Origin of the sequence: Pseudoxanthomonas winnipegensis (assembly GCF_004283755.1) — a bacterium.
GTDB classification, from domain to species: domain Bacteria; phylum Pseudomonadota; class Gammaproteobacteria; order Xanthomonadales; family Xanthomonadaceae; genus Pseudoxanthomonas_A; species Pseudoxanthomonas_A winnipegensis.
Map to the genome: position 1 here is coordinate 101,233 of NZ_SHMH01000010.1, position 13,781 is coordinate 115,013.

The 13,781-nt window shown below is 70.7% G+C and carries 11 protein-coding genes; 4 read left to right on the forward strand and 7 right to left on the reverse strand.

Features of this window, described 5'->3' with window-relative positions:
• Positions 1 to 310 precede the first annotated feature (310 nt).
• Positions 311 to 2,263, forward strand: a complete 1,953-nt coding sequence (mdoH, locus tag EAT51_RS18055) for a glucans biosynthesis glucosyltransferase MdoH (RefSeq protein WP_130516861.1) — start codon at positions 311 to 313, stop codon at positions 2,261 to 2,263.
• A gap of 483 nt (positions 2,264 to 2,746) precedes the next feature.
• Positions 2,747 to 3,580, forward strand: a complete 834-nt coding sequence (locus EAT51_RS18060; RefSeq protein WP_130516863.1) for an alpha/beta fold hydrolase — start codon at positions 2,747 to 2,749, stop codon at positions 3,578 to 3,580.
• A 66-nt stretch (positions 3,581 to 3,646) separates the two neighbouring features.
• Here EAT51_RS18060 and EAT51_RS18065 read toward each other — a convergent pair whose 3' ends face one another.
• The 3 genes from EAT51_RS18065 to EAT51_RS18075 all read right to left on the reverse strand — a co-directional run bounded on the left by EAT51_RS18065 (position 3,647) and on the right by EAT51_RS18075 (position 6,123).
• Positions 3,647 to 4,354 (reverse strand): alpha/beta fold hydrolase, encoded by a 708-nt coding sequence (locus EAT51_RS18065; protein ID WP_130516865.1) that lies wholly within the window; start codon positions 4,352 to 4,354, stop codon positions 3,647 to 3,649.
• Positions 4,355 to 4,684: 330 nt separating this feature from the next.
• Positions 4,685 to 5,527, reverse strand: coding sequence for an alpha/beta fold hydrolase (locus EAT51_RS18070; protein ID WP_228257987.1), 843 nt, complete (start codon positions 5,525 to 5,527; stop codon positions 4,685 to 4,687).
• Positions 5,528 to 5,757: 230 nt separating this feature from the next.
• Positions 5,758 to 6,123, reverse strand: coding sequence for a hypothetical protein (locus tag EAT51_RS18075; protein ID WP_130516869.1), 366 nt, complete (start codon positions 6,121 to 6,123; stop codon positions 5,758 to 5,760).
• Between the two features lie 96 nt (positions 6,124 to 6,219).
• Between EAT51_RS18075 and EAT51_RS18080 the strand changes: the two genes are divergently transcribed.
• Complete coding sequence (locus tag EAT51_RS18080) at positions 6,220 to 9,252, forward strand: sensor histidine kinase (RefSeq protein WP_130516871.1); 3,033 nt, start codon at positions 6,220 to 6,222, stop codon at positions 9,250 to 9,252.
• The gene (locus EAT51_RS18085; RefSeq protein ID WP_130516873.1) at positions 9,252 to 9,893 is read left to right on the forward strand and encodes a response regulator; all 642 of its coding nucleotides are present in this window, start codon (positions 9,252 to 9,254) and stop codon (positions 9,891 to 9,893) included. Before EAT51_RS18080 ends, EAT51_RS18085 begins: the two co-directional genes overlap by 1 nt.
• A 93-nt stretch (positions 9,894 to 9,986) precedes the next feature.
• Here EAT51_RS18085 and EAT51_RS18090 read toward each other — a convergent pair whose 3' ends face one another.
• From EAT51_RS18090 to EAT51_RS18105, 4 genes are all read right to left on the reverse strand, one after another.
• Entirely contained in the window at positions 9,987 to 10,265 is a 279-nt protein-coding gene (locus EAT51_RS18090; protein WP_130517617.1) for an EF-hand domain-containing protein, read from the reverse strand.
• A gap of 36 nt (positions 10,266 to 10,301) precedes the next feature.
• On the reverse strand, positions 10,302 to 11,333 hold the full coding sequence (locus EAT51_RS18095) for a copper resistance protein B (RefSeq protein WP_425479880.1): 1,032 nt from the start codon (positions 11,331 to 11,333) through the stop codon (positions 10,302 to 10,304).
• Positions 11,334 to 11,335: 2 nt separating this feature from the next.
• Positions 11,336 to 13,144 carry a copper resistance system multicopper oxidase gene (locus tag EAT51_RS18100; RefSeq protein ID WP_130516875.1) on the reverse strand — a complete coding sequence of 603 codons (1,809 nt, stop codon included), beginning with the start codon at positions 13,142 to 13,144 and terminating at the stop codon, positions 11,336 to 11,338.
• Between the two features lie 114 nt (positions 13,145 to 13,258).
• On the reverse strand, positions 13,259 to 13,693 hold the full coding sequence (locus EAT51_RS18105; protein WP_130516877.1) for a CopL family metal-binding regulatory protein: 435 nt from the start codon (positions 13,691 to 13,693) through the stop codon (positions 13,259 to 13,261).
• Between the last annotated feature and the right edge of the window lie 88 nt (positions 13,694 to 13,781).

Below are 13,781 nucleotides of genomic sequence, written 5' to 3' on the forward strand. Positions count from 1 at the left end.
CCGGCAAAACCCTAACGTTCCATCGTCTAGCATCGGCGTTCTTGTCCCCCCAACAAGGAGTCTGCGTGCGTGCCAACGCCGCCGACTGCGGTGTCTCCATCGCGGTCTTCCCGCAACGCCCCCCGTCCGCGCCGCGGCCTGAATCGCTTTTGCCGGCGGATCGGATTCGCCAAGCGCGCCGGCGCCTGTATTCTTCTGCGCATGTCCCCGCGTCCGACCCTGTCGTGTTCCTTCCGCTGCGCCTGCACGCCAGCGTGGCGATCGCGCGCGTGATTCCTCTCCCGCAGCCAGGCCCCGCGCGTCGTACCGAATGAAGATCGCCGAACCCATCCGCGTGCCCTATCCCGAGCACGTCATCGACGAGCAGGCCTTCGCCTACGAACTGCTGCCGCCGCCGGCGCCGCTGGAGATGCCGCAGCAGTCGCTGCGCACCGGCAAGCTGCGCAGCCCGCCCATGCCCTCGGCACCGCCGAACATGGCGCTGCGCCGGCTCTACATCTTCGGCGGGACGCTGGCGATCACCCTGGCCGGCCTGTACCAGATGTTCCGGGTAATGGCGACCGATGGCATCAACCTGCTCGAGGGGCTGTTCCTGACCCTGTTCGCGCTGCTGTTCGCCTGGGTGTCGCTGTCCTTCTGCAGCGCGCTGGCCGGCTTCCTGCTGATCGTCACGCGCCGCCGCCGCCGGCTGGGGCTGCGGCCGGAAGATCCGCTGCCCACGCCGACCGTGCGCACCGCGCTGCTGATGCCCACCTACAACGAGGAGCCGCAGCGGCTGATGGCCGGCCTGCAGGCGATCTACGAGTCGGTGCGCGAGACCGGGCATATCGACCGCTTCGATTTCTTCATCCTTTCCGACACCACGCGCGGGCCGATCCGCATGGACGAGGTGGAGGAGTTCCATCGCCTGCGCGAGCGCCTGGGCGGCGCGCCCAACCTCTACTACCGCCACCGCGCCGACAACGCCGAGCGCAAGGCCGGCAACATCGCCGAGTGGGTGCGGCGCTTCGGCGCGGCCTATCCGCAGATGCTGATCCTGGACGCCGACAGCCTGATGACCGGCGACACCATCGTGCGCCTGGCCTGGGGCATGGAGACCCACCCGGACGTGGGGCTGATCCAGTCGCTGCCGCTGATCGTCAACGGCAGCACGCTGTTCGCGCGCATGCAGCAGTTCGCCGGGCGCGTCTACGGCCCGGTGATCGCGCACGGCGTGGCCTGGTGGCATGGCACCGAGAGCAACTACTGGGGCCACAACGCGGTCATCCGCACCCAGGCCTTCGCCGACCATGCCGGCCTGCCCAAGCTCGGCGGCGTGCGCCCGTTCAAGGGCCATGTGCTCAGCCACGACTTCGTCGAGGCGGCGCTGATCCGCCGCGGCGGCTGGGCCTGCCACATGACGCCGGCGCTGGGCGGCAGCTTTGAGGAGGGCCCGCCCTCGTTGACCGACCTGCTGGTGCGCGACCGGCGCTGGTGCCAGGGCAACCTGCAGCACGTGGGCATCCTGCCCACGCGCGGGCTGCACTGGATCAGCCGCACCCATTTCATGATCGGCATCGGCCATTACCTGACCGCGCCGATGTGGGCGATGATGATGCTGATCGGCATCGCCATCCCGCTGGAGCAGGCCGGCACGCTGCTGAGCCTGTCGGACCTGGCGCATTTTTCGCCGGTGAGCTACTGGCGCTCGCTCGACCCGGACCGGATCCTGTACGTGTTCGAGGCGACGATGTTCGCGCTGTTCGCGCCCAAGGTGATGGGATACCTGGCGGTGCTGGCCGACCGCAAGGTGCGGCGCGGCTGCGGCGGTTGGTTCCGCATGATCGTGAGCATCGTGATCGAGAGCGTGCTGGCCGCGCTGATGGCGCCGATCGTGATGTACGTGCAGTCGCGCGGCGTGGCCGAGGTGCTGGCCGGCAAGGACTCGGGCTGGGACGCGCAGCGCCGCGACGATGGCTCGATGCCGTGGGGCCTGCTGGTGCGCCGCTACGGCGGGCTGTCGGTGTTCGGCGTGCTGATGGGCGCGGCCGCGTACTTCGTCTCGCCTTCGTTGGCGCTGTGGATGTCGCCGGTGATCGCCGGCCTGGTGCTGTCGATCCCGATCGTGGCACTGACCTCGGCACGTGGACCGGGGCAGGCGCTGCGCCGGCTCAAGCTGCTCAGCATCCCCGAAGAAACGCGCCCGCCCGCCATTCTGGTCCGCGCCGGCCGCCTGCGCCAGCGCATCGAGGCCGAAGCCGAGGCCGCTGCGGAAGCGAACTGATCGCTTCGGCAGCGATCGGTTTAGCGGCTCGCTGGCGGAATTCCGATCGCGTCTGAGACACGGCAGGGCCATCTCGTCGCTCGCCCATCGCCGGAAGCGGCGTGCGGGAGTGCGTGCAGCGCAAGGTGAGGCACGCGAGCATCGCGCCCTCGTGAACCGTGGCCACCGTCGCCGGTGATTTGCCGCGTCTTTGAACAACAGCCCGGCCGGCCGCCAACGATGCGCTCCGGCACGGAGCTGCGATGCCTTTAATGCAAGAGCCTCCACCTGTTCTTGACGAAGCGGCGACGCCATCCGAACACGGCGGTTGTATCTAATGGGCCAGTCGATGAGGGGTCCTCAAGCAGTGGCGGATCCCGAGGCAGTGCATGCCGACGAACGATCCACCGGACAGCGGTCCCCCTTTCCGTGACGCGCCCTGCCATGCGCGTGCGCGATAGCCGCCGGTCCCATCACATCCACCATCAGCGAGGAGTCAAGCGTATGCCGACAGTCACGACCAAAGACAGCGTGGAGATCTTCTACAAGGACTGGGGCCCGCGCGACGGGCAGGTCATCTTCTTCCACCACGGCTGGCCGCTGTCCTCGGACGACTGGGACGCGCAGATGATGTTCTTCCTCGCCAAGGGTTTCCGCGTGGTCGCCCACGACCGGCGCGGCCACGGGCGCTCGGCGCAGGTCTGGGACGGGCACGACATGGACCACTACGCCGACGATGTCGCGGCGGTGGTCGAGCATCTGGGCATCAGCAAGGCGACGCACGTAGGCCATTCCACGGGCGGTGGCGAGGTGGTGCGTTACATCGCGCGCCACGGCCAGGACAAGGTCGCCCATGCGGTGCTGATCAGCGCGGTGCCGCCGCTGATGGTCAAGACCGCGAGCAATCCGGGCGGCACCCCCAAGGAGGTCTTCGACGACTTCCAGAAGCAGGTCGCCACCAACCGCCCGCAGTTCTATCACGACGTGCCGGCCGGCCCGTTCTATGGCTACAACCGGCCGGGCGCCAAGCCCGTGGACGCGGTGATCCACAACTGGTGGCGCCAGGGCATGATGGGCGGCGCCAAGGCGCATTACGACGGCGTGGTCGCGTTCTCGCAGACCGATTTCACCGAGGATCTCAAGGCCATCACCGTGCCGGTGCTGGTGATCCACGGCGACGACGACCAGGTGGTGCCGTACGCGGATTCGGGCGTGCTGTCGGCCAAGCTGGTGCGCAACGGCACGCTGAAGACCTACAAGGGCGCCCCGCACGGCGTGCCGACCACGCATGCCGATCAGGTCAACGCCGACCTGCTGGAGTTCATCCAGAAGGGCTGAAAGCGACGCGTGCTCGCCTATCTCACCGGCCTGCTCCGGCAGGCCGGTGGCACTCGACCAGAACGCCTAGGCGTCCTGACTGGAAACGGCGGCCACCGCCTGCGCGATGACCTCGGCCACTGCGTCCGGCATGGACAGCAGCGACATGTGACTGGCAGGCAGCTCGGTGGTGCGGGCCTGCAGGCGCGTGGCCAACGCGCGCTGAAGTTCGACGCTGACTGCGCGGTCCTGACTGGACACGACGTACCAGTTCGGCCGGTCGCGCCAGGCTGGATGGCCGATCCTGTCGTTGAAGGTCGTCAGCGCCAGCGGCGTCTGCACGACGGCGAGCGTGCGCGCCTCTTCCTCGGGCAGGTCCTGGGCGACGTTGGCGATCCAGCTTGCCTCGCCCATCTTGAGGAACCCGTCGCCGAACGGCACGACCCCGCCCAGCCCGGGCGGCGGCGGGTGCTGGCCCACCTGATCGCCGGTCGACTCGCCGGCATCGGGCGCGAAGGCCGCCACGTAGACCAGCGCGCGCACCTTTGGGTCGTTGCCGGCCTCGGTGATGACCGTGCCGCCCCAGCTGTTCCCGACCAGGACGACCGGGCCATCGATGGCCTGGAGGGTGTGGCGGGTGGCGGCGACGTCGTCGGCCAGCGACGTGGTCGGGTTCTGCACGGCGACCACTTGCAGCTGCGCGCGCAGCAGCCGCGCGATGACGGCCCGCCAGCTGGAGGCGTCGGCCCAGGCGCCGTGCACCAGGACGACGGTGGGATTGGGAGCCTGTGCCATCGACGATTTCTCCTGATGAAGCGACGTGTCGCGTCGCGCGCTTGTGCGGGTGTGGGAAAGAGCGTGGAGGCAACTGTTTCCTCAAATCTCGCAGCGGCGTGGCTGTAGAGCGGAGCTTGCTCCGCTGCTCTTCGTTCGGTTCGCGGTGAAGGCCCCAGCGGAGCGAGCTCCGCTCTACAGGTGGGAGCCGCCAGGGAGGCGAGGGGCTTTATCGGGAAAGCCTCATCGCCGGCATGCCGGCTCACACCTCGACTCGCTCCGACTTCCGGCCCCACTCCCTCAGTTCCACTCTCCCACCTTCGTTTCTGCGCCGACGCTGCGCGCGTTGGCTCAGCTCTTGACGAAGGCGAGCAGGTCCGGGTTGATGACGTCGGCGTGCGTGGTCAGCATGCCGTGCGGGTAGCCCTTGTAGACCTTGAGCGTGCCGTTCTTGAGCAGCTTGATCGACTTCAGCGCCGAGGCCTGGATCGGCACCACCTGGTCGTCGTCGCCGTGCAGGACCAGGGTCGGCACGGTGATGGCCTTGAGGTCCTCGGTCTGGTCGGTCTCGGAGAAGGCCTTGACGCCATCGACGTGGGCCTTGGCGCTGCCCATCATCCCCTGGCGCCACCAGTTCTGGACCACGCCGGGATAGACCTTCGCATCGGGCCGGTTGAAGCCGTAGAACGGGCCTGCGGCCACATCGAGGAAGAACTGGGCGCGGTTGCCGGCGGTGCTGTTGCGGAAGCCGTCGAACACCTCCAGCGGCAGGCCTTCCGGACTGGTCGGGGTCTTGAGCATCAGCGGCGGCACGGCGCTCACCAGCACGGCCTTGGCCACGCGGCCCTGCGGCTGGCCGAACTTGGCCACGTAGCGCGCCACCTCGCCACCGCCGGTGGAGTGGCCGATATGCACGGCGTTGCGCAGGTCCAGGTGCTCGGCCACGGCCGAGGCGTCGGCGGCGTAGTGGTCCATGTCGTGACCTTCGCTGACCTGGGCCGAACGGCCGTGACCGCGCCGGTCATGGGCGACCACGCGGTAGCCGTGCTGGACGAAGAACATCATCTGCGCGTCCCAGTCGTCCGAGGACAGCGGCCAGCCGTGGTGGAACACGATGGGCTGGGCATTCTTCGGGCCCCAGTCCTTGTAGAAGATCTGGACGCCGTCTTTGGTCTGGACGTAGCTGCTGGTCATGGGCGGATTTCCTTGTGCGGTCGAGGGGGCCGGTCGTGGCAGGGCCACGGCCGGCAGGACGGCGGTGGCGATCAGGGCGGCACCGGCCTGGAGGGTCTGGCGACGCGTGAACGTCAGGGGATCGTGCGGGTCGTGCGACATGCGAAGGGCTCCTTCGGCGGGAATGCCGCCCGGTCAGGCGCGGTGGGGCGAAGGCCATCGTGTCGCCAGCGACACCGGGCCGCCTACCCTCATTGGTGGCGGCCGTCGCTCCCTCTTTCGGGGGACGCGGCGTCGTGGTGGACGACGCGGCGGCCGAAGCGCCGTGCGTCCAGCGAGTACGCGCCGGGGCCCAGCAAGGCCAGGCCGGCGATGAGCAGCAGGGTCGGCGCCTGATCGACGGCCAGGTGCGCCAGCGCGTGCGCGCAGGCGAGCAGCAGCGCCAGCGGCGTGAGCCAGCCGCAGATCAGCAGCAGGCCGCCCGCCAGTGCCACACCGGTCCACGCCGGGCTGCCCGCCGTGCGCGACTGCCACAGCGCCACCGCCAGCGCCACGCGCAGCAGCAGCAGGCCCATGCCGGGCCCCCGGTCGGGAAACATCGAGAACAGTCGCTGCATGGCCACCTCCGCCGGCGATGGGCGCATGGTCCCGGCGCGCTGCGCATCCCCCGAAAGAGGCGTCAGCGCGCCCCCCTGTCCTGACACAATCGATCCATGAGGGGCGCCGGCGTGCAGGGACACCGAGGGAGCTGGATCATCCGCGCGTGCTCGGCGTGGCTGGTCCTGGCCTGGCTGTGGCCGTGCGTCGTGCATGCTGAAGACGCGCGCCCGGACGCGGCGCTGTCCGGGTTCGACCACAGCAGCTGGACGCTCGAACGCGGCGCCCCGGCCGATATCTGGGACATGTTCCAGGGCCGCGATCGCGCCCTGTGGCTGGGCACGGGCAGCGGGCTCTACCGCTTCGATGGGCAGCGCTTCATGCGCACCGCGCCGCCGCCGGGGCAAGCCTTCCCCTCCAACAACCTCACCGTGCTCAAGGACGACGGCGCCGATGGCGTCTGGGCCGGCACCTACGATGCCGGCGTCTTCCATCTGCACGGCCAGACGCTGCAGCGCTACGGCCCCGAGCAAGGCCTGCCGCCGGGGATCGCGTTCTCGATGGCGCGCGACGGGCAGGGGCGCTGGTGGGTGGCCAACGGCGACAGCCTGCGCTGGTTCGACGGGCAGCGCTGGCGCGCGCCGCAGGCCGGGCAGGGCTTCGCCGCGGGCGAGGCGTACTGGGTGCTGTGCGACGCGGGCGGTACCCTGTGGGTGGCCACGGCCGATCGCCTGCTGTATCTGCCGCGCGCAGGGCAAAAGTTCCTGGATGCCGGCGTGCCGCTGACCCGCTACGCGACCCTGGCGCAGGCGCCGGACGGCACGGTGTGGGTGGCCGATCGCAGGCGCGGCCTGTGGCCGGTGGCCGACCGCGCCGGGCTGCTGCCGGAAGACGCGCGGCAGCGGCGCGCCCTGCCGCAGCTGCGCCTGCAGCGCTTCGCCTTCCAGCGCGATGGCAGCCTGTGGGGCAGCGTGCTGGGCGGCGGCGGGATCGTGCGGCTGCGCTGGGAGCGCGCCGGCGTCCTGCCGCGCATCGAACGCTTCGATGTCGGCCAGGGCCTGCCTTCCACCTATGCCTCGCCGGTGCTGGAAGACCTGGAGGACGATGTCTGGATCGGCACCAATCTGGGCCTGTCGCGATTCCGCCGACACCTGATCCATCGCCTGGCCTGGCCGGGGCGCGATGCGCCGGACACGCTGATGACGCTGCCGTGGCAGCAGGTGCGCGCCTATGGCGAGGCCGGCACCGTCTGGCCGCTGGACCGCGCCCGCCTGGCGACGCTGGGCCAGGGGCAACGCCCGATGCCGGCGCAGGACGCCGCAGCGGTCTGGCGCTGGCAAGGCGGTCGGATCGTGCGTTCGCCGCATCCGGCCGCGATGGCCGCAGCGCCGTCCGACGCAGGGCCGGGCGAGGTCTCGGCCCTGATCCAGTCCGCGCAGGCCGTGTGGATGTGCGCGACCGCGGGCGGCGTGCTGCGCAACGCCGGCAGCGGCTGGGTACGCGAGACGCGCCTGCCCGACCGGCGCTGCTCGACCCTGCAGGTGGATGCGCGCGGCGCGCTGTTGGTCGGCTACCCGGACGGCGGCGTCGCCGTGTTGGAAGACAACGCGCAGGGCCCGGTGCCGGTGTCGCAGGCCGGCGTCGGGCCGATCACCGGGCTGTACCGCGACCAGGCGCTGACCCTGGTCGCGGGCGAGGAAGGCCTGGCGCTGGCCGACGCGGCGGGCGGCTATGCCCGGGTGCGCGGATTGCGCGAGGACCTGCTGCTCGGCATCAGCGGGATCGTGCGCCAGGGCGAAGGCGACCTGTGGCTCTACGGCATCCGGGGGCTGGTGCGCGTCTCGCCCGACGACCTTCGGCGCAGTGCCGCCACCGGCCTGCCGCTGGACCGGGCCCGCGCCTTCGACGCCATCGACGGTTTGCCCGGTGTCGCGCTGCAGGCCAACGCGGTGCCCACGCTGGCGCTGGGCCAGGACGGGCTGCTGTGGATGGCGAGCAACCAGGGCCTGGCCTGGCTGGACGTGAACGCCATCGCGCGCAACCGCGTCGCGCCGCAGGTCCGCCTGGGCGAGGTGGTGTCGGGCCAGGGCCGGCAGCCGCTGATCGACGGGCTCGTCCTGCCCAAGCGCACGCGCGAGCTGGAGCTGGACTATTCCGCCGCCAGCCTCGCGCGCCCGGACCGGGTGCGCTACCGGGTCCGCCTGGAGGGCGTGGATGCGCACTGGCGCGAGATGGGTGAGCTGGCGCAGGTGCGCTACGCCAACCTGCAGCCGGGGCGCTATCGCTTCGAGGTCATGGCCGCCAACGAGGACGGCGTGTGGAGCGTGCCGGTCCAGGCCGGCTTCGCCATCCGCCCCGCGTGGACCCAGACCGGGCTGTTCCGCGTGGCGATGCTGGTGCTGCTGGCGCTGGTGATCGCCGCGGTCATCGTCCTGCGCAGCCGTGCGCTGGCCGCGCGCTGGCGCGCGCGCCTGGAGGAACGCCACGGCGAGCGCGAACGCATCGCCCGCGACCTGCACGACACCTTGCTGCAGGGCATGCAGGGCCTGGTGCTGCGGCTGCATGCGGCCAACCAGCGGCTGCCGCCGACCGAGCCGGTGCGGCACGAGGTCGAGCACGCCCTGGAGCTGGCCGAGTCCACCCTGCGCGAGGGGCGCGAGCGGGTGGTCGGCCTGCGCGGCGAGGACACCCGCATCGAGCTGGGCGCGCGCCTGGCGGCGGTCGGCAAGCGCCTGGCCGACGGCCCGGCGCCCAGCCTGCGCCTGCTGATCGAAGGCCAGCCGCGCGCGCTGCCGACCTGCGTGGCCGAGGAGGCGTTCCTGATCGGGCGCGAGGCGCTGACCAACGCGCTGCGCCACGCCCAGGCCAAGGCCATCGAAGTGGAGATCGGCTACGGCCGCGAGGCGCTGCACCTGCGCGTGCGCGACGACGGCCTGGGCATGCCGGCCGACGCGCAGGCCAGGAGTGCGCACTTCGGCCTGCGTGGCATGCGCGAGCGCGCCGCCCGCATCGGCGGCACGCTGCAGGTGTGGTCGGCGCAGCGGATGGGCACGGAGATCGCCCTTTCGGTCCCGGCCGCACGCGCCTACGCTGTGGCACGGACGCGCTGGTGGCAGCGCCTGCGCCGGGCTTCGCAGGAGGACGCGTGATGCAATCGCAGATCGGCGTGCTGGTGGTGGACGATCACCCGCTGTTGCGCGACGGCCTGCGCGCCATGCTCGAGGCGCAGCCGGACATGCGCCTGCTGGGCGAGGCCGGCGACGGCCACCAGGCCCTGGAGCGTTACGCGCAGCTGGCGCCCGATGTGGTGCTGATGGATCTGCAGATGCCCGGCATGGACGGCGTGGAAGCCATCGAGCGGCTGCGCCGGCACGATCCGCGTGCGCGCATCCTGGTGCTGACCACCTACAGCGGCGATGCGCGAGCGGTGCGCGCGCTGCAGGCCGGCGCGGCCGGCTATCTGCTCAAGGACATGCTGCGCCACGACCTGCTGGACACCATCCGCGCGGTCTTCGCCGGCCAGCGCCCGCGCATGCCGATGCACATCGCCGAGGGCATCGCCTGCCACGTGGCCGACGACGGGCTGTCCCAGCGCGAGACCGTGGTCCTGTCGGCCGCCGCCAGCGGGCTGACCAACAAGGCCATCGGCCAGCGCCTGTCGATCTCCGAACAGACCGTCAAGGCGCACATGAAGAGTCTGATGGCCAAGCTCGGCGCGCGCGATCGCACGCATGCGGTCACCATCGCCCTGCAGCGCGGGATCATCTCGCTGGAGCGGATCGCGCTGTAGGCGCGCGGCGAGGATTCGTGTGCGCGTGATGGCGGGCCCGGCGCGTCGCTCATGCGTTCCGACGCGCCGGGCTTGCCTTGAACTGCGCTGAGGTCAGCGCAGCATCTTCAGGCCGGCGTCGTACTCGGCCGGGCTGAGCTTGCCGTTGCGGTCCATGTCGATCATGCCGAAATGCGGCGCCAGCGGATGGTCCTTGGGCAGCTCGGCCTTGTCGATGAAGCCGTCGTGGTTCCTGTCCAGCGCGGCGAACTCGCCCTGGGCCGGCGCGGCCGCGGCATGGTCGCCGTGCTGGTGCGCCTGCGGACCGGCCCAGGCGGTGCCGGAGAGCAGGCCGGCGCATACGAGGGAGACAGCGAAGAACGGATGTTTCATGGAGAGCCTCTTGGGGTGGGAGAAGAAAGGGAACCTTTAGAACCACACGCGCACACCGGCCACCAGCGCGGTCTCGCGCGGGTGGTCGGCCGCGTCGGCGCTGCCGCCGAAGGAGCGGGTGTGGTTCACGCCGATGTAGGGCGCGAAGCGGCGGGTGACCTCGTAGCGCAGGCGCAGGCCGGCCTCGACGCTATTGAGCCCGCTGCCCTGGCCGGTGCGCGGATCGTCCTTGGCCGACAGGTCGGCCTCGATGCGCGGCTGCAGGATCAGGCGGTTGGTGAGCAGCAGTTCGTACTCGGCCTCCAGGCGCGCGCCGAGCTGGCCCGCGCTGCCCAGGTACGCCGTGGCGGCGACCTCGAACTTGTACGGCGCCAGGCCCTGCATGCCGAGCGCGGCCCAGGTGCGCCCGTCGCGCGGGCGGAAGTCCTGGCGCACGCCGGCGACCAAATCCCACCAGGGCGTGATGCTGCGGCCGTAGAGCACTTCCAGATCGGCCGATTCGGTGCGTCCCGCGCTGCGCTCGCCTTCGCTGCGCAGCCACAGGCGATTCACGTCGCCGCCGATCCAGCTGCTGGCTTCCCAGGCCTGGCCGTGCGCATCGCTGGCGTTCCATGCCTCCAGGCGATCCAGCTGCACCAGCCAGTTGAGCGTCGGGCCATGCGCCATGGAGGCGTGCGAGAGCTGCGGGAAGGCGGCCGCGCGGTCTGCGTCGGTCAGGACGGGAATGGGCTCGCGCGGTTCCTGCGATGCGCCGTGGTCCATCGTCGAATGATCCATCGAGGAGTGCTCCATCGTGGAGTGATCCATCGTGGAGTGGTCCATCGTGGAGTGGTCCATCGTGGAGTGGTCCATCGTGGAGTGGTCCATCGCAGCGCCTCCCATGGACGAGGCGTGCTGCTTCGGCCTGTGCGGGCATGGCGAGGACGAAGACTGTCCATTGGTTTGCGCTTGCGCTGTCTTCTTGCAGGTGGCCTGCGGCGTCTCCGCGGCGGTCTGGCCGGCCAGCGCCGGCGACGAAACGAGCAGGCCCAGGGCGATGGCCGCTGCGGTGCGGGGGAAGGTCTGCATGCTCATTCCTCCACCCGCACTTCGTGCATCATGCCGCTGTCCATGTGGTAGAGCAGGTGGCAGTGGTAGGCCCAGCGGCCCAGCGCGTCGGCGCGCACGCGATAGCTGCGGCGCGTTCCCGGCGGCATGTCCACGGTGTGCTTGCGCACCTGGAAGCGGCCCTGCGCATCCTCCACATCGCTCCACATGCCATGCAGATGGATGGGGTGCTGCATCATGGTGTCGTTGACCAGCACGATGCGCACGCGCTCGCCGTAGTTGAGCCGCAGCGGCTCGGCGCTGGCGAACGGGATGCCGTTGAACGACCAGGCGAACTTCTCCATGTTGCCGGTCAGGTGCAGCTCGATCTCGCGGCCGGGCTCGCGCCCGTCGGGATCGTCGAACACGCTGCGCAGGTCGGCATAGGTCAGCACCTTGCGGCCGTTGTCGCGCAGGCCGATGCCGGGGTCGTCCAGCTTGGGCGCGGTGGCCATCGACTGCATGTCCACCAGCGGGTTGCGGGTCTCGCTGGCCGGATGCGCGGGCATGCCACCGGCGCCATGGCCCATTGCGCCGTGATCCATGCCGGCCATGTCGCCGTGCCCCATCGCCGCATGGTCCATGCCCGCCATGTCGTGTCTGGCCGCGCCATGGTCCATGCCGCCCATCGCGCCCATGTCGTGGCCCATGTCGCCCATGCTCAGCAGCGGGCGCGGATCGAGCGCGGGAATCGGCGCCTCCAGCCCGAGGCGGGTGGTCAGCGTGCCGCGCGCATAGCCGGTGCGGCCCATGTCCTGGGCGAAGACGGTGTAGGCGTCCTGGCCGCGCGGCTCGACGATCACGTCCACCGTCTCGGCCACGGCCATGCGGAACTCGTCCACGCTGACCGGATGGACGTACTGCCCGTCCACCGCGACCACGGTCATCTTCAGGCCCGGGATGCGGATGTCGAAATAGGTCATGTTGGCGGCGTTGATGAAGCGCAGCAGCACCTTCTCGCCCGGGCGGAACTCGCCGCTCCAGTTGGCCGCCGGCGTCGTGCCGTTCATCAGATAGGTGTAGGTGTGGCCGTTGACGTCGGACAGGTCGCTGGGCGTCATCCGCATCCGGCCCCACATGCCGCGGTCGGCCAGCGTGGCCGAGAGCCCGTCGCGCCGCGCATCGCGCACGAAGTCGCCCACCGTGCGCTGGTAGTAGTTGTCGTAGGACGGCATCTTCTTCAGCCGCCGGAACAGTGCGGCCGGATCCAGGTCGGTCCAGTCCGACAGCAGCACCACGTGCTCGCGGTCGTAGTGGTACGGCGGCGGCGCGGCCGGCTCGATGACGATTGGCCCGTACAGCCCGGCCTGTTCCTGATGCAGCGAATGGCTGTGGTACCAGTAGGTGCCCGACTGGCGCAGCTTGAAGCGGTACAGATAGGCCTCGCCAGGATAGATGCCGTCGAAGCTCAGGCCCGGCACGCCATCCATGTTGGCCGGCAGCAGCAGGCCATGCCAGTGCACCGAGGTCTGCGTGCCGGCGGCCAGGCGATTGCTGACGCGGATGGTGACCGTGTCGCCTTCGCGCCAGCGCAGCAGCGGGGCGGGCAGGCGGCCGTTGACGGTGATCGCCGGCCGCTCGCGGCCGGTGAAGTTGACGCGGCTCGCGCCGATGGCCAGGTCGAATGCGGTGCCGCGCAGTTCGTTGGCGGCCGCACGGCGGTCCTGGGCGAAGGCGGGTACCCGCGCCAGCCCGAGGCCGAGCGTGGCGCCGCCCAGCGCCAGGCCGGTGACGAAGGTACGGCGGGAAGGGTCCGGGACCCGATCGGGTCCGGAGAAAAAGCGTGATGGCATAGACGCCTCGATCGAAAGCCGTGCCGATGCGGCACGAAATGCAGGCGCAGTGCGCCAGGCCAGGGCCGGGCTGCGACTGCGATCCAGGCCGCGACAGACGCGGCCGAGCGGGCGCTAACGGATCGGGGGACGGATCAGCGGCGGCACGGCGGGCGCGCCGCGCGTGCGCGCGTCGAACGCCAGCGTGCGGCTGGCGGGTGCGTGCGGGTGCACCAGGGTCGGCAGCGCCGGCACGATGACCTGCGAGGCCGCGGCGCAGTGGCATTCGGACGAGGCGCAGCAGTGCTCGCCATGCTTCTGATGCGCGCCCTCCATCGCCTGCCCGCAGGCCGGCGCGGCGCGCGGGTGCATCTGGCAATCGGCCTGCGCGTGGCCGGGACGATGCTGCATCGACGCGTGCGCCTCATGGCCGCGCGATGCCGACGATGCGGCCGACCCGTGCGCATTCGCCGCCGCCTGCGCCCAGGCGCGCGCCGCGGCATCGCCTGCGCCATTCAGCAGCAGGATCGTGCACAGCAGCAGGCGCAGGAGGGCGGACGGCAGCGACAAGGCGGATGCGGAAGCAGCGAGGAATGGCCGCAGGATAACCAAGAGATCCGCACGGGCAAGCCAACCGCCGCGCGTGGCCCCAGATAGG

Coding starts and splice junctions, on each gene's coding strand:
- mdoH (WP_130516861.1), top strand. CDS start 311: ATGAAGATCGCCGAACCCATCCGCGTGCCCTATCCCGAGCACGTCATC.
- EAT51_RS18060 (WP_130516863.1), top strand. CDS start 2,747: ATGCCGACAGTCACGACCAAAGACAGCGTGGAGATCTTCTACAAGGAC.
- EAT51_RS18065 (WP_130516865.1), bottom strand. CDS start 4,354: ATGGCACAGGCTCCCAATCCCACCGTCGTCCTGGTGCACGGCGCCTGG.
- EAT51_RS18070 (WP_228257987.1), bottom strand. CDS start 5,527: ATGACCAGCAGCTACGTCCAGACCAAAGACGGCGTCCAGATCTTCTAC.
- EAT51_RS18075 (WP_130516869.1), bottom strand. CDS start 6,123: ATGCAGCGACTGTTCTCGATGTTTCCCGACCGGGGGCCCGGCATGGGC.
- EAT51_RS18080 (WP_130516871.1), top strand. CDS start 6,220: ATGAGGGGCGCCGGCGTGCAGGGACACCGAGGGAGCTGGATCATCCGC.
- EAT51_RS18085 (WP_130516873.1), top strand. CDS start 9,252: ATGCAATCGCAGATCGGCGTGCTGGTGGTGGACGATCACCCGCTGTTG.
- EAT51_RS18090 (WP_130517617.1), bottom strand. CDS start 10,265: ATGAAACATCCGTTCTTCGCTGTCTCCCTCGTATGCGCCGGCCTGCTC.
- EAT51_RS18095 (WP_425479880.1), bottom strand. CDS start 11,333: ATGCAGACCTTCCCCCGCACCGCAGCGGCCATCGCCCTGGGCCTGCTC.
- EAT51_RS18100 (WP_130516875.1), bottom strand. CDS start 13,144: ATGCCATCACGCTTTTTCTCCGGACCCGATCGGGTCCCGGACCCTTCC.